At 65.7% G+C, this 20,103-nt stretch carries 20 protein-coding genes and 1 pseudogene; 18 read left to right on the forward strand and 3 right to left on the reverse strand.

Going from position 1 to position 20,103, the window contains the following annotated elements:
- From AC07FT_RS16675 to AC07FT_RS16710, 8 genes are all read left to right on the forward strand, one after another.
- Window positions 1-1,251 carry a cytochrome P450 family protein gene (locus AC07FT_RS16675; RefSeq protein WP_479176809.1) on the forward strand — a complete coding sequence of 417 codons (1,251 nt, stop codon included), beginning with the start codon at window positions 1-3 and terminating at the stop codon, window positions 1,249-1,251.
- A gap of 38 nt (window positions 1,252-1,289) precedes the next feature.
- Window positions 1,290-1,649, forward strand: coding sequence for a nuclear transport factor 2 family protein (locus AC07FT_RS16680; protein WP_479176810.1), 360 nt, complete (start codon window positions 1,290-1,292; stop codon window positions 1,647-1,649).
- A 28-nt stretch (window positions 1,650-1,677) separates the two neighbouring features.
- Complete coding sequence (locus AC07FT_RS16685) at window positions 1,678-2,100, forward strand: allene oxide cyclase barrel-like domain-containing protein (protein ID WP_471198297.1); 423 nt, start codon at window positions 1,678-1,680, stop codon at window positions 2,098-2,100.
- Window positions 2,101-2,204: 104 nt separating this feature from the next.
- Entirely contained in the window at window positions 2,205-3,047 is an 843-nt protein-coding gene (locus AC07FT_RS16690) for a mycofactocin-coupled SDR family oxidoreductase (protein ID WP_479176811.1), read from the forward strand.
- A gap of 96 nt (window positions 3,048-3,143) precedes the next feature.
- Entirely contained in the window at window positions 3,144-3,620 is a 477-nt protein-coding gene (locus AC07FT_RS16695; protein WP_471198291.1) for a nuclear transport factor 2 family protein, read from the forward strand.
- 53 nt (window positions 3,621-3,673) lie between these two features.
- A complete protein-coding gene (locus AC07FT_RS16700; RefSeq protein ID WP_479176812.1) occupies window positions 3,674-4,495 on the forward strand; it encodes a thioesterase II family protein in 822 nt (273 codons plus the stop codon).
- Window positions 4,496-4,552: 57 nt separating this feature from the next.
- Complete coding sequence (locus AC07FT_RS16705; RefSeq protein ID WP_479176813.1) at window positions 4,553-4,744, forward strand: hypothetical protein; 192 nt, start codon at window positions 4,553-4,555, stop codon at window positions 4,742-4,744.
- Window positions 4,741-5,967: a cytochrome P450 gene (locus AC07FT_RS16710; RefSeq protein ID WP_479176814.1), complete on the forward strand. Its 1,227-nt coding sequence runs from the start codon at window positions 4,741-4,743 to the stop codon at window positions 5,965-5,967. The genes AC07FT_RS16705 and AC07FT_RS16710 overlap by 4 nt, the downstream gene beginning before the upstream one ends.
- A 178-nt stretch (window positions 5,968-6,145) precedes the next feature.
- Here AC07FT_RS16710 and AC07FT_RS16715 read toward each other — a convergent pair.
- Window positions 6,146-6,331 (reverse strand): annotated as a pseudogene (locus AC07FT_RS16715) (IS1380 family transposase); the annotation flags it as partial.
- Window positions 6,332-6,932: 601 nt separating this feature from the next.
- Here AC07FT_RS16715 and AC07FT_RS16720 point away from each other — a divergent pair.
- From AC07FT_RS16720 to AC07FT_RS16760, 9 genes are all read left to right on the forward strand, one after another.
- Window positions 6,933-7,238 carry a hypothetical protein gene (locus AC07FT_RS16720; RefSeq protein ID WP_479176815.1) on the forward strand — a complete coding sequence of 102 codons (306 nt, stop codon included), beginning with the start codon at window positions 6,933-6,935 and terminating at the stop codon, window positions 7,236-7,238.
- The gene (locus AC07FT_RS16725) at window positions 7,235-8,416 is read left to right on the forward strand and encodes an LLM class flavin-dependent oxidoreductase (protein WP_479176816.1); all 1,182 of its coding nucleotides are present in this window, start codon (window positions 7,235-7,237) and stop codon (window positions 8,414-8,416) included. Before AC07FT_RS16720 ends, AC07FT_RS16725 begins: the two co-directional genes overlap by 4 nt.
- Before the next feature lie 192 nt (window positions 8,417-8,608).
- Complete coding sequence (locus AC07FT_RS16730) at window positions 8,609-9,442, forward strand: SDR family NAD(P)-dependent oxidoreductase (protein ID WP_479176817.1); 834 nt, start codon at window positions 8,609-8,611, stop codon at window positions 9,440-9,442.
- A gap of 251 nt (window positions 9,443-9,693) precedes the next feature.
- A complete protein-coding gene (locus AC07FT_RS16735; protein ID WP_479176818.1) occupies window positions 9,694-10,242 on the forward strand; it encodes a hypothetical protein in 549 nt (182 codons plus the stop codon).
- Window positions 10,243-10,267: 25 nt separating this feature from the next.
- Window positions 10,268-11,632: a crotonyl-CoA carboxylase/reductase gene (gene ccrA, locus AC07FT_RS16740; RefSeq protein ID WP_479176819.1), complete on the forward strand. Its 1,365-nt coding sequence runs from the start codon at window positions 10,268-10,270 to the stop codon at window positions 11,630-11,632.
- A gap of 100 nt (window positions 11,633-11,732) precedes the next feature.
- Complete coding sequence (locus AC07FT_RS16745) at window positions 11,733-12,038, forward strand: transposase (protein ID WP_479176820.1); 306 nt, start codon at window positions 11,733-11,735, stop codon at window positions 12,036-12,038.
- 636 nt (window positions 12,039-12,674) lie between these two features.
- Window positions 12,675-15,404 (forward strand): AAA family ATPase, encoded by a 2,730-nt coding sequence (locus AC07FT_RS16750; RefSeq protein WP_479176821.1) that lies wholly within the window; start codon window positions 12,675-12,677, stop codon window positions 15,402-15,404.
- A 227-nt stretch (window positions 15,405-15,631) separates the two neighbouring features.
- Window positions 15,632-16,123: a DUF2975 domain-containing protein gene (locus tag AC07FT_RS16755; protein ID WP_479176822.1), complete on the forward strand. Its 492-nt coding sequence runs from the start codon at window positions 15,632-15,634 to the stop codon at window positions 16,121-16,123.
- Entirely contained in the window at window positions 16,123-16,344 is a 222-nt protein-coding gene (locus AC07FT_RS16760) for a helix-turn-helix domain-containing protein (RefSeq protein WP_413799107.1), read from the forward strand. Before AC07FT_RS16755 ends, AC07FT_RS16760 begins: the two co-directional genes overlap by 1 nt.
- Window positions 16,345-16,486: 142 nt before the next feature.
- Here AC07FT_RS16760 and AC07FT_RS16765 read toward each other — a convergent pair whose 3' ends face one another.
- Together AC07FT_RS16765 and AC07FT_RS16770 are read right to left on the reverse strand one after the other, a co-directional pair.
- The gene (locus tag AC07FT_RS16765; RefSeq protein ID WP_479176823.1) at window positions 16,487-17,530 is read right to left on the reverse strand and encodes a TerC family protein; all 1,044 of its coding nucleotides are present in this window, start codon (window positions 17,528-17,530) and stop codon (window positions 16,487-16,489) included.
- Between the two features lie 412 nt (window positions 17,531-17,942).
- The gene (locus tag AC07FT_RS16770; RefSeq protein WP_479176990.1) at window positions 17,943-19,277 is read right to left on the reverse strand and encodes a GH1 family beta-glucosidase; all 1,335 of its coding nucleotides are present in this window, start codon (window positions 19,275-19,277) and stop codon (window positions 17,943-17,945) included.
- Window positions 19,278-19,336: 59 nt separating this feature from the next.
- On the opposite strand from AC07FT_RS16770, the gene AC07FT_RS16775 reads away from it, so the two are divergent.
- Window positions 19,337-19,984: a TetR/AcrR family transcriptional regulator gene (locus tag AC07FT_RS16775; RefSeq protein ID WP_479176824.1), complete on the forward strand. Its 648-nt coding sequence runs from the start codon at window positions 19,337-19,339 to the stop codon at window positions 19,982-19,984.
- The last annotated feature ends 119 nt before the right edge of the window (window positions 19,985-20,103 follow it).

Raw genomic sequence — 20,103 nt, forward strand, 5'->3', positions numbered from 1 at the left:
ATGACTGACTCCACGAAGCCCTGCACCTCCGGCACCGAGACAGCCGAGGCCGACCTGTTGAGCTGGGACTTCATCCAGGACCCGTACCTGACCTACCGCGCGATGCGCGCCGGGAGGGGTCCTCAGCGGCTCGTCATCAAGACATTGAGCACAGGCCTGCGTTCGTGGCTGGTCACCGAATACAGCGATGTGCGTCGGCTGCTGGCCGATCCCCGACTCTCGAAGGCGGCCGGGGGTGCCGCACCGATCATCGCCAAGCACAGCACGGAGGATGTCTCGGGCGCGTCCATCACGTCGGAGAGCATGCTGTTCAGCGATCCGCCGCAACACTCCCGGCTGCGCCGGATGTTCAGCAGGGCGTTCACGATGCGCCGGACACTGAATCTGCGGCCGCGCATCGAGGAACTCACCGACGAGCTGCTTGATTCGATCCCGGCGGGAGCCGAGATCGACCTGGTGGAGTCGGTGGCGATGGCCATCCCCATCGCGGTGATCGGCGAGTTGCTCGGCGTACCTCGCACCGCCCACCACGATCTTCGTCGGTGGAACCGCGCGCTGACCAGTGTCGACTCGGAGCCGGCGGAGAAGTATCAGGCCTACATGGCGTCGCTCGACTACTTCCGGACTCTGGTTGCCCAGAAGGCGAGCAGTCATGACGGCGCAGACGACCTGATCAACGCGATGATCGATCCGGACAACGAGGAGCGGTTCGAGGAGTCCGAGCTGCTTTCCACCATCTTCCTGATGATGAACGCGGGGTACGAGACCACCGCGAACTTGATCAGCAGCTCGGTGTACGCCCTGCTGAAGCATCCCGAACAGCTGGCGCTGTTGCGCGGGGATGCCACCCTCATACCGAACGCAGTGGAAGAATTCCTGCGTTACGAAAGCCCGTTGAATCTTTCTACATTGCGATACACCACCGAACCGGTGGAGGTCGGCGGTACTGTCATCCCCGCCGGCGAGGTGGTGTTCCTGGCGCTGTCCTCGGGGAATCGGGACCCGGATCGGTTCGCGGAGCCGGACCGGCTGGACATTCGCCGTAATGCTGCTACGCATCTGGCCTTCGGCCACGGTATCCATCACTGTGTCGGCGCGCCGCTGGCACGACTCGAGGGCGAAATCGTGCTGGCCCGGCTGTTGGACAGGTTCCCGCGCTGGGAGGCGGCCGAGCCACTGGAACAACTCACCTGGCGTTACACCCTGCAGTTCCGTGGTCTGGAGCGGCTACCGGTCAGGTTGCACGCATGACCCATGAACACCGTCAACGACGAGAACGGAGCGGACCCATGTCAGCAGAAGTGATCGACCGATTCTTCACGAGCTCGGGTGCCGGCGACATCGAGACCGCCGTCGAATGTTTCGCCGATGACGGGCAGTGGATCACGCCCGACGGAGACGGACTCGGGACGGTCCACACCAAGGATCAGATCGGCGATCTGATCACCAGTCTGAACGCGATGCGCGAAAAGATGGTCGCCTCTGGGGTCGACGGGAAGTTCGAGTCGCCGATCATGTTCGGCGAGAACATGGGGCTGGTTCGGTGGACCGTGGAGACCGAGGACGGAAAGGTGGTCAATCGTGGTGTTGACCTCTTCATCCTGAGCGACGGAAAGATCGCGCTCAAAGACGTCTACCGCAAGGCCTGAAAAACTCAACAAAGAAGGAGTCGAAGCCGTGATCAACAGCTACGAGGAACTGGTCGAGACAACGATCAGCGCCACCACTGACATCGAGGACTTCCAGAACATCCAGGTCGGCCAGGGTGGTAGCTACGAGCACGCCCTGTTCACCAAGTCCGGTGAAAAAGTGGCCACCACCTCAGGTGGCTACAAGATTCACTATCAGCGAGAATCCGACCAGCAGTTCATGGCCTATCTGACCAATGAAGTCGTCTTCGAGGACGGATCCGGAACGATCCGGGTCGCCGGTTGGATCGATCTCGGGTCGCTCCTGTCAGGGGACTGGGCCTACTACCCGAGTGTGGGTACCAGTGGCCGGTACCTCGGCCAAACAGGTTTCATGGCTTGGCGCCCTTACGATCTCGGCAAGGTAGAAGGGGCCGACGTGAAACTGATCATGTTTGCCTCTGCTGAGTGAACGATCCCGCGGTGCCGTGATGAAGGGCACTCAAGTTTCAACATTCAGGGCATCTCTTTCGCCGTGAATTGGACACCCCTGTTTTCTGACGTGGAGGTTGAGGAATGGGCCGGGTCGCCGGGAAAGTCGCATTGGTTACTGGAGCTGCGCGTGGAATGGGACGTTCGCATGCGGTGCGACTTGCCCAAGAAGGGGCAGACATCGTAGCTGTTGACCTGTGCGCAGACCTCGAAACCGCGCCGTATCCAGGAGCGAACAGTCAGGATCTTGCCTCGACGACGCAACTGGTCGAACAGCTGGGCCGGCGGATCCTTGCACGCCGGGCGGATACGCGCAACTTCAACGAATTGCAGGGTGTCGTCGATGAGGCGATAGCCGAGTTCGGTCATATCGACGTCGTGTGTGCAAATGCTGGAATATCCAGCTTCGGGTTCTCATGGGAACTTACCGATGAAGCCTGGCAAGAAATTATCGACGTCAATCTCACAGGATCGTGGAAAACCGTCAAAGCGGTGATTCCCCATATGATCGAACGGAATGAAGGCGGATCACTGGTCTTCATCAGCTCGACAGCGGGGTTGATCGGCGTGCCGACCATGGCGCACTACACCGCATCCAAGCACGGCGTGGTCGGGTTGATGCGTGCCTTGGCAGCAGAGCTGGCACCACACAACATACGCGTGAATTCGGTCAATCCCGGAAATGTCGACACGCCGATGGTCAACAATGCTCCGATGCGAAAAATCTTCCTGCCCGAAGTCTCCGATCCGACACCGGAGGACGCAAACGAAGTGATGAAAGACATGAACGCGTTGCCCACCGGCTGGCTGGACTCGCAAGGGGTCAGCGACGCCGTGGTCTATCTGGCGTCGGAAGAGGCACGTCACACTACTGGAATCACTCTCCCCGTGGATGCTGGAATGATGCTTCCCAATAAAATCCGATAGGAGCCGGTGCCGATCCACGAATAAGACGTCGCTCATTGGCCAACCGAAATGCTGCCAGCGCCTCAGGCGCACGAACAAGTTACCGGAGGCTTTCTCATGATGACGGAGAACGCATTCTCTCTCGTGGTCGACCGACTCGATATCATTGAGTTGACGGCCAAATATGCCTATCGACTCGACACTCGCCAGTTCGATTCTTTGATGGAGCTGTGGAGCGACGACAGCCCGGTTTTCGACGAAGAAAGCTTCGGGCTGGGAAAGTTCACGGGGAAGGACGAGATCCGGCGTCACTTCGAAGTCGATATCTACGGACAGATGGAGAATCTTTGCCACATGACGGTCAACCATGTCATCAACGAGATTCTCGAATCCCGGGCGTCTGGTAACTGCCATGTCTTCGCCCAGGGTGATGTGCGGGCCGGCGGGACTTCTCGGGCTACCGCGTACTACCAGGACGAATACGTTCGCGAGGATGGGGTCTGGAAGTTCTCCAGTCGCAAAGTGATCCCGTTGACCAGGCCGGAGGTCGGTACCTTCGAATTTCCGGCAGGGCAGAGCCCATTCGATCAGTAGACCGGACGGCCACGGTCTGAGGCTGCCGTCGCGTGGCCTGAGAAAGAAGGAACGTGCACGCATCAACCACGAGTGGCGGATCCTGGATCAGGCCGCTGCGAAGCGCACCTCAGAGCGGTCAAGTACACCTCATCTGCTTTCCGTTCGCGGGCGGTTCCGCCGGGTATTTCCGCTCGCTGGCAAACTCGCTCGAACCGGATATATCGGTGCTCGGAGTCCAGTATCCAGGGCGACAGGACCGCCGTCACGAGCCTTTGATCGAGGACATCGGTCAGCTCGCCGATGAGATTTGTGAGGCGTTGATCCCGTGGGAAACGCAGCCACTCGCATTCTTCGGTCACAGCATGGGTTCGGTAGTAGCGTTCGAGGTAGCGCGTCGCTTCCAGCGAGATAATCGCCGCGCGCCGCTCGCATTGTTCGCGTCTGGGCGCCGCGCCCCATCGTGTCATCGTGATGAGGATTCTCATGCGGCCGATGATGACCGTATTATTGCCGACCTTCGATCGCTGGGTGGAACCGACCCGGCTCTTCTCGACGATGACGAGATGAGACGCGTGATCCTTCCCGTTATCCGTGGCGATTATCGGGCCGTCGAGTCTTATCGTGCGCCAACAACGGAGACGATGTTGAACGTGCCGATCATGGCAATAACCGGCGATCGCGATCCGAGCGTATCGCTCGAGGAAGCGAGTGCTTGGCGAGGACATGCAGCGAGATCCTTCGAGATAAAGGTCCTGGCCGGAGGGCATTTCTTCATCAGCGAGCACGTCGCCGAGATTGCCGACTGTGTGAGGCGTGTGCTCTTCGGCGTCCGTTCCGAACACACTCGACCGCTGCGCGTCGATGTGGCCTCCCAGAGTCGAGGTCATTCATGAGGCGTCACGGCGGAACGCCAGGGTCTGCTCGGCGACGGACCGGAAGGGGGTGCGGTCATGGACGTCGGACTTGAAGTGAGCTGCCCGATGTGCGGAGGCCTCATCGAGGCGACTGACAAAGATGAGCTCATCCGCTTGTCCCAGCTGCACACGATTGATGCCCACCGCTATAACGTTCCCGCTGAACACGTGTTGGCCGCAATGACGCCCGGTGATATCGATCCCGATCAGGGAGAGGACGCGCAATGAACTCTGCAGCGGCGGAATGTCCCACCGTGGACTTGAACATGCTTGACCCTGACTTCGTGCAGGACCCCTATGAGACCATGGCTGCATGGCGAGCCTTGGGGCCGGTTGTCTATAACTCTCATCACGATCAGTACATGATCACGTCGCATCACAACTGCGCGCGAGTGCTGGGTGACATCCGCCATTTCAACTCTGCAAACGTGCTCCCGGAGATGGAGAAGGCGTTCGGCGGACCGACTTTTCTCGGCACTGATGGTGCACGGCATCAGACGGTCCGGAGGATTTGGGAGCCAGGATTCGAGCGCAAGGCTGTCGAAGCTGACTGGGCGGCGCGGATACAGCGAGTTGTGGACGTATACGTGGATCAATTCGTTGAACGCCTTCGCTCCGGCGAATCTCTCGACGCTCTCGCGGAGATGACGCGGATCATCCCCACGGTTGTCACTGCCCAATTGCTGGGCGCCGAAGAAGATGTGTACGACGACCTCATCAAATGGAGTGACGCAACGGCGGCGGCTCTCGGCGCACGGCTGGACCCGACTCCAAGGGGTCAGGAGATCGTCGCCGACGGCGCTGCGGCAGCAGTTGCTCTGAACTCGTACATCGCCGGCCTCATCAAAAAGCACCGAACGCTGGGGGTGAGTGATGGATCGCTTATGGCCCAGATGGTGTTCGACGATTTCGCGCCGTCCATGCCTGATCGGGAGATATTGGCAAACGGGACGATGCTGACGGTTGCGGCGAATGAGAGTACGGCGCAGGTGATGGCGATGATGTTGTATGCGCTGGGACGCCATCCTGACCAGCGTCGCGCGCTGGTCGCCGACAGGTCGCTTGTTCCGGCCGCGCTCGAAGAGGTCCACCGCTGGTCGACTCTCACGCAGTCGGTGTTGCGCTTTGCCTGCAGCGACGAGTCGCAGGTCGAGGGTTTTACGATCCCCGAGGGTTCCGCAGTCGTGGCTCTTCTGGGCTGCGCGAATCGCGATCCCGCTCGCTGGGACAACCCACACTCCTTCGACATCTTCCGTCTCCGTAAAGCACATATGGGCTTTGGTTTCGGGCCTCATATTTGCCTTGGAATCCATATGGCTCGGATGGAGATGCGCGTCTGGTTGAATCGGCTGCTGGACAAGTTGCCGGAGTTCGAGATCGCGGGCGAAATCGAATTCGGCCCCGACTTCACGCTGCGGGGCCTTCGGGGGATCCCGATCAAAGCGGCATGATTGGCCTTCAGGGAGCGGCAATCTGTCTCATTGGTCGGTGAGGTGCACCTACTCCCAGTACTTCAGCCGTAGGTTTCCGCTTCACTTGCCCGCTGACCAGCTTTTCAGACGCCCTCCAGCCTCGATCTTGTATGGGAGTCCGTCAGCTTGCTGACGGACTCTCTCCGCTTGTCCAGAGCGGAGAGTTCCGCTCGCGGGCAGCCCGTGCGACGCGTATGCGGTCCTCGGCTCCGGCCCGCTGGCGGTGCCGCAGCTCCAGAGCCGCGGTGGCAACGGTGTTGGTGTGGGTGGCGAAGCAGGTCATCCGCATGCCGTCGGCATCGGTGAAGCGGAGTCGGGCGCCGGGGTGCGGCCGTTCCTTACGGGCGGTGCGCAGCGCGGCCAGGAACCGCTGTCCGCCGACGCCAGCTTGCTGATCAGCCGGGAGACCGGGGTCGGAGGCCACCGGCCCGAACACGGTCGGCTCGGCCCGCAACATGCCCACATCGGCCAGGCAGTCCCCACCCAGCGCCACCGCCAGACGCCAGGGCGGCATCCAGCAGGATCTTGTACTGCACGTGGCTTGCGCCACGGCGCCAACGCCGCCGATATCGCCACGTCCAGGCCGCTCTTGCGAGATGTCTCCACCAGCAGCACAGATCCGGCCTGCCCCACCATGCCACGGCCACCGCGCTCAACATGCAGGCAAGCCCCATCGTCCCAGGTCGGACGGTGCCATCTGGTCGAAGGACGAGCGCTTGCCCGATGCGGAGCCCGTGGACGCTGCAGACCAGCTCCGTCCACGTCGGGCCTGCCGGCCCCTGCCTGTCGAGTCCCGCTGCCAGGTCGGGCATGGGGAGGGTGACCCAGAGACCCCAGAGATGCCTAGTGACAACTAGGGGATGGTTCACCGGGAAAACTAGGGGATGGCTTGCCGAGTCGCAGAGCCTACCGTGGGGCGCACGCAGCTTTCCGGAGGCTAATTCATGGTTTTCGCCGACAAAGCGCCAGTCCTGACCGCTTTTCCGCCCGCGCCGTCACTCTTCCATCCCCCGCCGGAGCTGAACGAGCTGCAACGGGACCGTCCGGTCACCCGGTTCCGGCTCGCTGACGGCACGACCGGTTGGCTGGTCACGCGCTACGAGGACGTGCGCCAAGTGCCGACCGACCTGCCCGAGTACACCCGTCCGCTCCGGCTCATCGCCGGCGCATTCACCGCCCGTCGTGTGGAACCGCTGCGGCCGCGAGTGCGAGTGACTGATGTGAACGCCGACCTGGTGGAGAACTTGTGACTAGTCTGCGCTTCGGTGCGTTCCTGCCCCCGATCCACCCGCTGGGGGAGAGCCCCACGTGGTGGCTGCGCCACGACCTGGACTTCATGGCGCACCTCGACCGGCTGGGCTTCGACGAGGCGTGGATAGGGGAGCACCACTCGACCGGTCGGGACCTCATCGCCTCGCCCGAGATCTTCATCGCGGCGGCAGCGGAGCGCACCACCCGGATCCGCCTCGGGACCGGCATGACCTCGCTTCCGTACCACCATCCGCTGTGGGTGGCCGACCGGATGGTGATGCTCGACCACCTCACGCAGGGCCGGGTGATGCTCGGGGTCGGTCCCGGCTCCCTGCCCTCCGACGTCGCCATGATCGGCATGACCCCCACCGAGAGCCGCGAGCTCCTCGAGACCCATCTCGACGTCATCCAGCGGCTGCTGGCCGGTGAGTCGGTCACCACGACGGTCGGGAGCCACACGCTGGTCGACGCGACGCTGCAGCTGCGCCCGTTCACCGAGCCGTGCTTCGAGATCGCGGTGGCCGCGACGGCGTCGCCGACCGGCGCGCGGCTGGCCGGCAGCCGCGGTGCGAGCCTGATCTCGCTCGGGGCGACCATGAGCCAGGACGGATTCGACGCGCTGGCGTACCACTGGGGGATCGCCACCGAGCGCGCCGCCCACGCGGGACGTCCGGCGCCCGACCGCGCGACCTGGCGGCTGGTCACGAACGTGCACGTCGCCGAGACCCGGGAGCAGGCATACCGCGACGTCGAGTTCGGGCTGCAGGACTGGTTGAGGCACCTGAACGACAACGCGGCCACGCCTGGGCTCACGCTGCCCGACGGCAGCACGCGGGAGCTGATCGAGTTCGTCAACGAATCGGGCCTGGGCGCGATCGGCACGGCCGATGACGTCCGCCGCCAGATCCAGCGCATGGTCGACCAGTCCGGCGGGTTCGGCACCGTGCTGCTGCTGGCACACGATTGGGCCGGCCCGACGGCGAAGTGGCGCTCGTGGGAGCTCGTCGCCCGTCAGGTCGCCCCGCACTTCCAGGGATCGGGGAAGACCCACGCCCAGGCGTCCCACGACGCCCGGGCCCGGATTCTCGCGCGGCGCGAGGAGGCGAGCATCGCAGCCGGCGCGGCGCTCGAGCACATGAACCGCAAGTACGCCGACGAGGTGGCCGGAGCGTCCTGACCGTGCCGTCGTGACACGCCTGTCCGTGCTGTGGCATCGGCGCATCGCCACACGGTCTTGCGGGCCGCGGCGCCGGCCGGATAGTCACCGCCCACCGCGAGCGACACCGCCAGATCAAGAAGGAACTTCGCCGGGCCGTGGACCGCGGTCCGGCAGCGAGCACCGATGCCTGCAGAAGGAGACGTTTCCGTCATGGCGACATGGTTCATCACCGGAGCCGCCCGAGGGCTGGGCGTTGAGATAGTCCGGCACGCCCTGGAGGCGGGACACGACGTCGCCGTCGGCGCCCGGCGTGTCGACGCGTTGCCCGACGACCTGCGCAGCGCCGAGCGATGCCTTCCGGTCACCCTCGATGTCACCGACCAGGCCCAGATCGACCGTGCCGTCGCGCAGGTCGTCGATCGGTTCGCCACGATCGACGTGCTGGTCAACAATGCGGGCCGGGTGCTGGTGGGTGCACTGGAGGAGGTCACCGACGCCGAGGCCAGGTCGCTGTTCGACGTCAACGTCTTCGGCTTGATCAACGTGACGCGAGCGGTCCTGCCGACGATGCGTGCTGCCGGCAAGGGCAAGATCGTGCACATCGGCTCCCGGGCCGGGTTCGAGGGCGAGCCCGGGGTGAGCCTGTACAGCGCCTCGAAGTTCGCGGTCGCCGGCATCAGCGAAGCCCTCGCCGCCGAGCTGGGGCCGTTGGGGATCCAGAGCATGGTCGTCGAGCCCGGGGCGTTCCGCACCGACCTCCTCGACGCCAGCTCCATGTCGGTCTCCGGGGCGCGGCTGGCGGCCTACGACGGCACCCCCGCCCACCTCGTGCGCGACGGGGTCGACGCGGCCAACCACGCCCAGCCCGGGGATCCGGTCAAGGGGGCGGCGCTGATCGTCGAGGTGACCGACGGCGAGACCCTGCCCTCGCACCTGCTGGTGGGCAGCGACGCTTACGAGCGTCTCGAGGTCAAGAACGCGATGGTTGCGGAGCACATCGCCCCGTGGCGCAGCAAGGCGCTGGCCACCGCGTACCGCGACTGAGCCCGACCGTTTCGCATCGCGCCGCGGGGCCGGGCTCTGCTCGCCCCCACGGCGCGAACGTCCCCGGCCGTGCCGCCCGGGCCGGCGGGGTGGACGTGGTCGAGTCCGTGATCCAGAAGTCGGGCCTGTCAGCCCGTGAGCAGTGGCAATGGAGAGCGTGTGCACACTTTGGTTCTCAGCGCGCGAGATGTGGTCTCGGTGATGGAACGGCTGCCGGTCGGCACGATCCGGACCGGGGACCGGTGAAAGCCGTGGCCGACGCCCGCGCGGACGCTGAACTCGACGGGCTTCCCGTTGCGCTGCATGCGAAAGTCGCCGCCGCGCAGGCGGCGTGGGCGGTTGCTCGCTGCGCGCGGCACACGGTCGTCCCGGAACACCACTGGCCGCACGACACCGATCTCGCCGCGCTGCGCGCCGGACGGGCACTGACCGAGCTGGTCTCCCGCTACGTGGCGAGGGCCGTCGTGGCCGCGCGGGCCGAGGGGATCGGCTGGCGGGTCATCGGCGAGGCGCTCGGGGTCGCCGACCCGGAGGCCGTTTTCGGAACCGCCGTCGCCGGCTGGACCGAAGAGCTGGCGCGCGTCCGCGCGGGACAGGTGCACCTGGCGGACCAGCCGGCGCTCGACTGGGTCGTCGACACGCCTTGGTGGGCCGAAGCGCTGCGGGAGTGGCTCAGCAGGCCCGGTGACAACCACCTTGACTCCGCGGCCGGACGGCCGCCGGCGAACGGGAACGGCTGGTGGCACCCGGGTGGGCGTGCCGGCGAGGACGACGAGGCCGACGCGGGCCTCCTGGCGTGAACCGGACCAGCGAAGGAAGGAAGCCATGCCGAACACAGAGCTCACGGAGATCCAGCAGGCCGTCGTGACCGGGGACCCGGGCGCGCTGGCCGGGCTGCGGGTGCCGGAGAGCTACCGCGGCGTGACCGTGCACGCCGAGGAGACCTCGATGTTCGAGGGCATCCCCAGCGCGGACAAGGACCCGCGCAAGTCGCTGCACGTGGAGGAGATCCCGACACCGGAGCTCGGTCCCGGTGAGGCGCTGATCGCGGTGATGGCGAGCGCGATCAACTACAACACGGTCTGGACCTCGCTCTTCGAGCCCTTGCCGACCTTCAAGTTCCTCCGGCGCTACGGGAAGCTGTCCCCGCTGTCGAAGCGGCACGACCTGCCCCAGCACGTGGTCGGCTCGGACGCCGCGGGTGTCGTGCTGCGGACCGGCCCCGGGGTGCACCGCTGGAAGCCCGGCGACGAGGTCGTGGCGCACTGCCTCAGCGTCGAGCTGGAAGGGCCCGAGGGCCACGACGACACGATGCTCGACCCCGAGCAGCGGATCTGGGGTTTCGAGACCAACTTCGGTGGCCTCGCCGAGATCTCCCTGGTGAAGGCGAACCAGCTGATGCCCAAACCCGCGCACCTGACGTGGGAGGAGGCGGCAAGCCCCGGGCTGGTCAACTCGACCGCGTACCGGCAGCTGGTGTCGCGCAACGGCGCGAACATGAAGCAGGGCGACGTGGTCCTGATCTGGGGTGCCTCCGGCGGACTCGGCTCGTATGCCACGCAATACGTGCTCAACGGCGGCGGCATCCCGGTGTGCGTCGTGTCCAGTCCGGAGAAGGCGGAGATCTGCCACCGCCTCGGTGCGGAGCTGGTCATCGACCGCAGCGCCGAGGGGTACCGATTCTGGCGGGACGAGCACACCCAGGACCCGAAGGAGTGGCAGCGGTTCGGCGCCCGCATCAGGGAGCTGACCGGCGGCGACGACGCGGACATCGTGTTCGAGCACCCGGGCCGGGAGACGTTCGGGGCTTCGGTCTACGCGGCCCGCAAGGGCGGCACGATCGTGACCTGCGCGTCCACCTCGGGGTACATGCACCAGTTCGACAACCGGTACCTGTGGATGAACCTCAAGCGGATCATCGGATCGCACTTCGCGAACTACCGGGAGTCGTGGGAAGCCAACCGGCTGATCGACAAGGGGCTCATCCACCCGACGCTGTCGAAGTCCTACGCGCTGGAGGACACCGGCCAGGCCACGCTCGACGTGCACCGCAACGCGCACCACGGCAAGGTCGGCGTGCTGTGCCTCGCGCCGGAAGAGGGCCTCGGCGTACGGGACAAGGACAAGCGCGCCCGGCACCTCGGCAGCATCAACGCATTCCGCCAGGGCCACCGGAATTCCGGCCGGTGACGCGCGAGACTGTGGCGCGTTTCCTGATCGACGTGCCGGCCGCCGCAGGGTCGCGGAGGTCCGCGACGACCATCCGACTGAGACTGCCGCGCTGAACGCGGTGATGGAGAAACCCGGCATCGGTTCGCGCGAGACGCTGCGCAAGTGGATCCGCCAGGATCAGATCGACACCGGGCAGCGGCCGGGAATGACGACCGAGGAGGTCGCGCAGGTCAAGGCCCTGAAGAAGGAGATCGCCGAGCCGAAGCGGGCGAATGGGATCCACAAGGCGGCCTCGTCCTTTTCCGCGGCCGAGCTCGACCGGCCACACACGCGCTCGTCGTGTTCATGGCCGAGATTGCGGGACTGCTTCGGCTGCACCGTGCAGGCAGCACACGGCATCAGCATCGCCAGGAACTGTGCGTGACGAAGAACTCCAGGAACAGATCAAGGAAAACAGGTCAAGGAGGTCTAGCAGTCCAACTAGTTGCAGAACGTTCGTCATTGACGTAGCGACCCTCCTTGGACATTCTATTTGGTAATGAATGTTCTACTCTGTCGGTCTCGCGGGCCCGGCCAGAGTCTTGAAAGGTATGACCACATTGCGCAAGAACCTGCTGCGACTCGGAGTGACGGCGGCTGCCGCCCTCGGTCTGTCCCTCGACGCCGGCACCGCGTTCGCATGTCGAGCTCACCACCGCCGAGTGGGTCGACTGGTACAACCACCGTCGGCTCCACGGTGAGATAGGGCACATGCCGTCTGTGGCATACGAAGCCAACTACTACCGAGCAACCACGAACTCCCAGCTCACAGCCGCCAAGTGACATCGGATCAGGGGCAGTTCACCATTCTGCCCACAGGTTCAACGGCGTGATCGACTGGGGTGGACATGGGTGTGCCCATCCGTGTGGCCAATGTCGACCCTGCAGACGGTCGAACCAGTTTCGTGGCATTGATGTCTGGTCTTAATCAGTCGATTTCTGTATTTCCGATTCTTCTTCCGCGCGGTCTGTCGGTGCGTGCGATGTAGGAACCGCTCCATGAGGGAACAGGATATCGTGCATGATCGAGCGAGAGTCTGAGCTCGCTGAGCTGGCTGCAGCTTTTGCCGAGTCCGAGGCTGGGGGTGCGCGGGTTGTTGTGCTTCAGGGGGTTGTCGGGACCGGTAAGACAGCGTTAATCGAGGAGTTCGGCAGCCGGGCTCGAGGGGCGGGGGCGCGATTTCTCCGGGCGAGTGGGGCGCCGACCGAGTGCGCGCTTTCCTTGGGCATCGTGCGTCAGTTGCTTGCTGGTGAGGTTTTCGACCACGACAGGGCGGCGACCGTGCGTGGTTTGCTCGACCACCAGCTGATCGCCGATGCGGAGTGCGACGGGGTGAGTCGCTCTCGGGTGTTGGACGGGTTGGCGACGGCGGTTCTTGAGTTGGCCGAGCAGAGCTCGGTGGTGATCGCCATTGACGACACCCAGCATCTCGACGCGTTCTCCCAGGATTGGCTGATCTATCTGATCCGCCGTGCCGGGCTCGCCCGCATCTTAATCGTCCTTGGCTGGCGCGACAACGATGTCGAGATGCCCCCGAGCAATTCCCGGCTATTGTGCGCCGAACTCTACCAACAGGCCTACCTGCGGCGGCTGCTGCTGGCTCCACTGTCGTCGAGCGGCGTCGCGGAGCTCATGACCGAGCGACTCCTCGAGTCCGCTTCAACGGAACTGGCCGCGGGGGCATACCAGTTCACCGGTGGCAATCTGCTGCTGCTGCATGCGCTACTGGAGGACAGTCGGGCTGCCGTCCGCGGCGATGGCCCGCCGGCCGAGCTGAACACCGGGCCCGAGTTCGAGCGGGCGGTCCAGCGCGTCCTGCGCCGGTGCGATCCGGTGACGTTGCGGGTCGCGGGTGCGATCTCGGTGATCGGTGAGCCGTCGCGGTTCGCGTATCTCGACCGGCTGGTCGGCGTCGCGTCGGACCGGGTCGCCGTCGCCATGGAGGTACTGACCCGGACCGGTTTGGTGGAGGCCGGCCGGATGCGGCACCCGATCATGGCCAGCGCCGTGCTCAACGCCTTCTCGGCCGCGGATCGATCCGAGCTGAGCCGGCGTGCTGTGGATCTGCTCAAGGCGTGCGGTGCGGACTCCTTGACGATCGCGGAGCACTTCGTCGCCTCCGGCCGTCTCGACGACCCCTCGGCCGTGCTGAACCTGGTGGAGGGGGCGCAGCAGGCGCTGGAGGAGGGTCACTCGCGGCGGGCCACAGAGCTGCTGCGGCTGGCGTACCAGGTCGAAACCGACGATCGGCGTCGGGTGGAGATTCTGGCCTTGCTGCTGCGGGCGGAGTGGCGGGACGATCTGCGAGCCTCGGTCGGGCATCTGCCCGAGCTGACCGAGGCGATGCGCAGCGGTCGACTTCGGGGTCGGCACGCGACGATGCCGATCATCATGCTGCTGCTCCAGGGGCGGGTGGAGGATGCCTGCTCCGTGCTCTCCCGGCTGGCGGCCGATGTGCCGCCGGGCTCCCGGCCCTCATGGGAGTTCGAGATGGTACGGATGTGGCTGGCCGATATGTATCCGGGCATCTTTCGGCGCGTGGCCGGCGAGAGCAGGACGAACGGCACGCCGATCATGCCTCCGGGCGCTATCGGTTTTCGATTGCTCGAACACTTCCAGAGCTCCCACCACCAGGGGGCAACCGCGGAACGCTTGGTCCAAGCCGACGAGGCGCTGTGGCAACAGCCGCTGACCGAGGTCAATCTGTTGCCGCTCATTCTCGCGTTGCACACGATGGTCTGTGCCGAGCGATTGGAGGAAGCCGAGCAGCGGTGCCGGGAACTGATGCAGACCTGTCTCGACCTCCAGGCACCCACCTGGCGTGCGCTGTTCTGCACGATCGCGGCGGACATCGCCTTGCGCCGGGGCTCGCTCGGCGTCGCGGTCTCCCGGGCGACCGCCGCGCTCGAACTCATCCCGGTCGCCGAATGGGGCGTGCTGGCCGCTGAACCGTTGAGTACCCTGCTGACGGCGCAGACGCTGCAGGGCAAACACGACGAAGCGGCACGCACGCTCGCCCTGCGAGTGCCGGACGAGATGTTCGAGACGCCGTTCGGCCTGTCCTACCTGCTGGCGCGCGGCCGTCACTACGTCGAGCGCGGTCTCGCCCAGGTCGCCCTCGACGATTTCCAGGCCGTCGCTGACCTGCTCGACCAGTGGGGGATGGCCCAGACCGAGACACTGCCGTGGCGCACGGAGATGGCCGCCGCTCACCTGCAACTCGGGGACCACGAAATAGCCGCGCGCTACGCTCGCGAGCAGCTGCGCCGGATCGGCACGGACGGCCACATGCGGGTGCGCGGGCGCACCATGCGGCTGCTGGCGGCGACCCGCGAACTGCACCTCCGACCAGCTATGTTGTGCGAGGCTGTGGACGTGCTGCACCGAAGCGGGGATAAGTTCGAGTTGGCGAGTGCGCTCGCCGCCCTGCACGATGCATACACCCAACTCGGTGACGCTGGCCGGGCGCGGTCAGTGGCACGCAAGACCAACAGCATCAGGCAGGCGTGCTTCGCAGAACAACCCGCTCGGCGGGTCGGCGCGCCGGACGTGCTGGAGGAGTCGGAAGTCGACATGCTTGCCCTCAGCGATGCGGAGCGGAGGGTCGCCAAGGCCGCGGCAAAGGGCCTGACCAACCGGGAGATCGCCAGCAAGCTCTACCTCACGACCAGCACGGTGGAGCAGCACCTGACCCGGACCTACCGCAAACTGGGGGTCAGCTCACGAGTGCAGCTGCAGTCCCGCCTCTGACTCCACCCCCGGCTCTTCGGGACGCCTCCGCCCAGCTGATGGAGCGGGAACGGCCTTTGCCGTTCCGGAGTGGGGTGCTGGGAGCCATCTGGGAGCGCTCGTGCTCCCAACTCGGTCAATCTCGTCCGGGTTGTCGCCCACCCGATCCGCCCGCCCTTCGCCTCAACTCTTGATGCATCTATCGATACTCGATAGATTCCCATCGTGGGTCGATGGAAGGAGAGGGCATGGGACAGCTGGCAGTGCGTGCGCTTCGCGCCGTGCTCGTGGTGGTGCTCGTCGGCACCGTGTTCGTGCAGGCATTGATGGTGTGGGTGTTGGTCAGCGGGAGCGACCCGGAGGACGGGTCGCTCCCACTGACCCCACTGCGCGTGATCACGATCCTGGGCATGGGCTCGGCCCAGGTCGCCCTGGTCAGCGTGTGGCGACTGGTGACGATGGTGCGACGCGGAACCGTGTTCTCCCATGCCGCGTTCCGGTACGTGGACGCCGTGATCGGCGCGATCGTGGCGGCTGCCCTCCTGTGGTTCGCGGTCACGGCCCTCAATGCGCCGGGCCAGCGGGCCGACCCGGGCGTCACCGTCATCATGGGCGGGGTTGGCGTGGCCATCCTGGGGGTCGCACTCATCGTGCTCGTGCTGCGGATGCTGCTCGCCCAGGCCGTTGCGCGCGACGTCGAAGCGGCACAGATGCAGGCCGAGTTGGACGAGGTGATCTGATGCCGATCGTCGTCGACATCGACGTGATGCTGGCCAGGCGAAAGATGTCCGTGGGAGACCTCGCGGACCGCGTAGGGATCACGCCCGCCAACCTGGCGGTACTCAAGAACGGCCGCGCCAAGGCGGTGCGCTTCGCGACGCTCGCCGCCCTCTGTGAGGTGCTCAAGTGCCAGCCGGGCGACCTGCTGCGCTGGGAGGCCGAGGGCGCCGCGGGTGAATGACGTCCCCCGGCGGGCGTGTCAGCTCTGGAGGTGCGGGTGCCGAATCATGCGTCCCTCCTGGTCAGCCATTGTGTGTCCCTTGCCGGAGGGGGGAGAATCTTGTTTCTCGGGGCCAGGGTCAGGTGGTGTGCCGTCACGCGGTTCAGGGCGGGTCGTCGCGAGGATCCCGCTCCGCGCTCAGGGGGCTGTCCGGGCCGGAGCGCTTGGGGGCCGGATCTTCCTGTTCTTCTTCACCCCCGGGGGTCGGGTGGGCCGGGGCGGGGCGTAGCAGGCTGAGGGCGACGGATGCGGCCAGGACGACGACGATGACCGCGAGGCTGATCGGCGAGGGGATCTCCGGGATGCTGCTGCTGATCATCTTGTGGGACGCCTGGAGGATGAGCTTGACGCCGATGAAGCTGAGGATGATCGCGAGGCCCCTATTCAGGTAGTGGAAGCGGTCCAGCAGGCCCGCGAGCATGAAGTACAGGGCACGCAGGCCCAGGATCGCGAAAGCGTTGCTGGTGTAGACGATGAAGGCGTCGTCGCTGACGGCCAGGACGGCGGGCACACTGTCGACCGCGAAGATCAGGTCGGCGCCCTCGATCGCGGCGACCACCGCGAGGAGCGGGGTCGCCACGCGCTTACCGGCCTCCCTGACGAAGAACTTCATGCCCGCGTACTCGTCCCGCACGGGGACGATCTTGCGCAGCAGCCGCAGGACGAAGCTCTTGCCCGGGTCGAAGGTCTCCTCGTCGTCTTTGAGGAGCTTGTAGGTGCTGTAGAAGAGCACCGCGGCGAAGGCGAAGAGCACCGCGGTGAAGCGGCTGACGACGGCGACGCCGAGCGAGAGAAAGATCCCGCGGAAGATCAGGGCGCCCATCACGCCGAAGAACAGGACTCGGTGCTGGTAGGCACGGGGGACCTTGAAGTAGGCGAAGATCACTGCGAAGACGAAGAGGTTGTCCACCGACAGGCTCTTCTCCAGCAGCCACGCGGTGGTGTATTCGGTACCCGCCGTCGTGCCGAGGACGAGGAAGACGACACCGGCGAAGGCCAGGGCCAGGCCCACCCACAGACAGCTCCAGGCAGCAGCCTCCTTGAAGCCGATGACGTGGGCGGTGCGGTGGGCCAGCAGGTCTACCGCCAGCGACACCACCACTGTCGCGGCGAACGCTCCCCAGAGCCAGAGTGGGACCTCGAGCACGCCAGCCACCTTCTCCGTGGCCTGCCCTCTCGATCGCGCAGACCCTCATACAGGAGTTTGCGGCAATTCGCCGCACCAAGCGAGCGCAGCAATTCCCTCGGAATGAGAAGTTGAACAGGGAACCACTTTTTCACCCGGGGCGGCTATTATTAAAGAATGAGCAAAGTCAAGCAAAGGAGCGGCCCGCGGGAGACGCTTTCCTGTCCGGCCTGCAAGTGCGCCCTGGACACGGTCATCACGAAGCGGCACAAGACTCTCGGGATCTTCGTGCCCGTGTGGAGCCCCGGCCCGTGCCGCAACCCTGACTGTTCCGAGTATCGAGAAGAACCGGAGCACAAGGGTCTCTCCGGACACTGACCCCGCCCGCTGCGGCGGTTCGGCGAGGAAGCGCGGTACGGCCTGTTCTCGGAACTCAGCCGCGCTGCGCGCGGATGAGGTCGCGGTACCACGCGAAGGACGCCTTCGGGGTGCGCACCTGGGTGTCGTGGTCGACGTGGACGAGTCCGAAACGCTGATGGAAACCCTCGGCCCATTCGAAGTTGTCCAGCAGGGTCCAGGTGAAGTAGCCGCGCACATCCACACCCTGGGCCACGGCGGCGTCGATGGCCCGGAGGTGGGTGTCGAGGTAATCGATGCGGTCGAGGTCCACGACGGTGCCGTCCGCAGCGACGACGTCCTCGGCCGAGCAGCCGTTCTCCGTGATGTAGACCGGCGGGAGTGCCGGGTAGCGCTCCTTGAGGCCGACGAGCAGTTCCCGTAGGCCGTCGGGGACGACGGGCCAGTCGAAAGCGGTGCGGCGGTAGCCCTCGATGGGGGCCTCTTCGAACGGCAGCCCCTCGGCCGTCGGCGTCTGGATCCGGGTCGGGTTGTAGTAGTTGATACCGAGCGCGTCCAGGGGTGCCGAGATCAGTTCGAGATCGCCGTCCCGGACGGAGCCGCCGAGAGTGGCGTCCGAGCCGAATGCCGACAGGTCGGGGTAGGTGCCCGTGAGGATCGGATCGTTGAACAGGCGGTTGTGCAGGCTGTCATAGGCCCGCGCGGCGGCGCGGTCGGCGGGGGTGTCCGAGGCGGGCCGGACCGGGGTGCAGTTGTTGGAGATCATCACCTGGAGGCCGCGCGCCCGCAGTTCCCTCAGCGCCAGGCCATGGCCGAGCAGCTGGTGGTGGGCGACCGGCAGGCAGTCCAGGAACAGGGTGCGGCCCGGTGCGTGGGTGCCGAGGCCGTAGCCCCAGACCATGTGGATGAAGGGCTCGTTGAGCGTGATCCACTTCTGGACGCGGTCTCCCAGCTTGTCGGCCATGACGGCGGCGTACTCGGAGAAACGGTGCGCGGTGTCGCGGTTCAGCCAGCCGCCATCGTCCTCGAGGCCTTGTGGGAGGTCCCAGTGGAACAGGGTCGGGACGGGTTCGATGCCGTGTGCCAGCAGGCCGTCGACCAGCCGGTCATAGAAGTCCAGGCCCCGGAGGTTGACCTCGCCCTTGCCGGTCGGCTGGATCCGGGGCCACGCGATGGAGAAGCGGTAGCCGGTGAGGCCCGCCTCGGCCATCAGCGCGAGGTCCTCCTCGTACCGGTGGTAGTGGTCGCAGGCCACGTCACCGGTGTGCCCGTCGCGGATCGTACCGGGGCGGGCGGTGAAGGTGTCCCATACCGACGGTCCGCGACCGTCCTCCTCGGTGGCGCCCTCGATCTGATACGACGCCGTCGAGGCACCCCAGATGAAGTCCACGGGCAGATGGTCCAGTGTCACGTACACCCCCGAAACATGAGTGGCCCTCACGTTAATCGTACCGGTGGGATGATGGAAGCATGATTCAAGACCGCGCTGCGGGGACGCTGCGCCGGCTGCCGGTCCAGAAGCGCAGCGTCGAACGCTTCGAACGGCTGCTGGATGCCTGCGCCGAACTCCTGGACGAGGTCGGCTATGCCGCGCTGACCACCAAGGAGGTGGCGCGCAGAGCCGAGGTGCCCATCGGCACCCTCTACCAGTTCTTCTCCGACAGGGAGGGGCTGATCGGCGCGCTCGCCGCCCGCAATCTGGAATCCTTCCTGGCGCGGGTCGCGGACCGGCTGGAGCGCGAGGCGCCCGCCGGCATCTCGGGCATCGTGGAGGTGACCGTCGACGAGTACGTCGCCATGCGCCGGACGATCACCGGGTTCGGTGTGGCCGACTTCGGCGTGGTGGGACAGGACCACATCCTGGAGCCGAACCGGGACAACAACACCGCGGTCGCCGGATCGCTGCGCGCACTGACCGCCTCCCTGACGGGTGTCCAGGACAACGCCGAACTCGAGATCGCCGTGCGAGTGGCCCTTGAGTGCGCGGACGGCGTGCTGCAACTGGCTTTCCGTACCGATCCGCAGGGCGACCCCCAGCTGATCGCCGAGTGCAAACGGGTCCTCAACAGCTATCTGAACGATCGCATCCGGCTCCTGGCGACCGGTCGGCACGCCTAGGTCGTGTCTTGTGGATCACCTCGGGCCCGCGACGCCTGGCACGGCACCTCCCGGCTGCCGCTGGGAGGTGCCCCCTGCACCAGACGCAAGCGGGCTGATCCGGCAGCCGTCCGGGAAAC

Source organism: Streptomyces sp. NPDC045899, assembly GCF_056431485.1.

What these genes read in the sequence shown, in the direction of transcription:
- AC07FT_RS16675 (WP_479176809.1), top strand. Translation starts at nt 1, where the DNA reads ATGACTGACTCCACGAAGCCCTGCACCTCCGGCACCGAGACAGCCGAG.
- AC07FT_RS16680 (WP_479176810.1), top strand. Translation starts at nt 1,290, where the DNA reads ATGTCAGCAGAAGTGATCGACCGATTCTTCACGAGCTCGGGTGCCGGC.
- AC07FT_RS16690 (WP_479176811.1), top strand. Translation starts at nt 2,205, where the DNA reads ATGGGCCGGGTCGCCGGGAAAGTCGCATTGGTTACTGGAGCTGCGCGT.
- AC07FT_RS16695 (WP_471198291.1), top strand. Translation starts at nt 3,144, where the DNA reads ATGATGACGGAGAACGCATTCTCTCTCGTGGTCGACCGACTCGATATC.
- AC07FT_RS16705 (WP_479176813.1), top strand. Translation starts at nt 4,553, where the DNA reads ATGGACGTCGGACTTGAAGTGAGCTGCCCGATGTGCGGAGGCCTCATC.
- AC07FT_RS16710 (WP_479176814.1), top strand. Translation starts at nt 4,741, where the DNA reads ATGAACTCTGCAGCGGCGGAATGTCCCACCGTGGACTTGAACATGCTT.
- AC07FT_RS16720 (WP_479176815.1), top strand. Translation starts at nt 6,933, where the DNA reads ATGGTTTTCGCCGACAAAGCGCCAGTCCTGACCGCTTTTCCGCCCGCG.
- AC07FT_RS16730 (WP_479176817.1), top strand. Translation starts at nt 8,609, where the DNA reads ATGGCGACATGGTTCATCACCGGAGCCGCCCGAGGGCTGGGCGTTGAG.
- ccrA (WP_479176819.1), top strand. Translation starts at nt 10,268, where the DNA reads ATGCCGAACACAGAGCTCACGGAGATCCAGCAGGCCGTCGTGACCGGG.
- AC07FT_RS16750 (WP_479176821.1), top strand. Translation starts at nt 12,675, where the DNA reads ATGATCGAGCGAGAGTCTGAGCTCGCTGAGCTGGCTGCAGCTTTTGCC.
- AC07FT_RS16755 (WP_479176822.1), top strand. Translation starts at nt 15,632, where the DNA reads ATGGGACAGCTGGCAGTGCGTGCGCTTCGCGCCGTGCTCGTGGTGGTG.
- AC07FT_RS16760 (WP_413799107.1), top strand. Translation starts at nt 16,123, where the DNA reads ATGCCGATCGTCGTCGACATCGACGTGATGCTGGCCAGGCGAAAGATG.
- AC07FT_RS16775 (WP_479176824.1), top strand. Translation starts at nt 19,337, where the DNA reads ATGATTCAAGACCGCGCTGCGGGGACGCTGCGCCGGCTGCCGGTCCAG.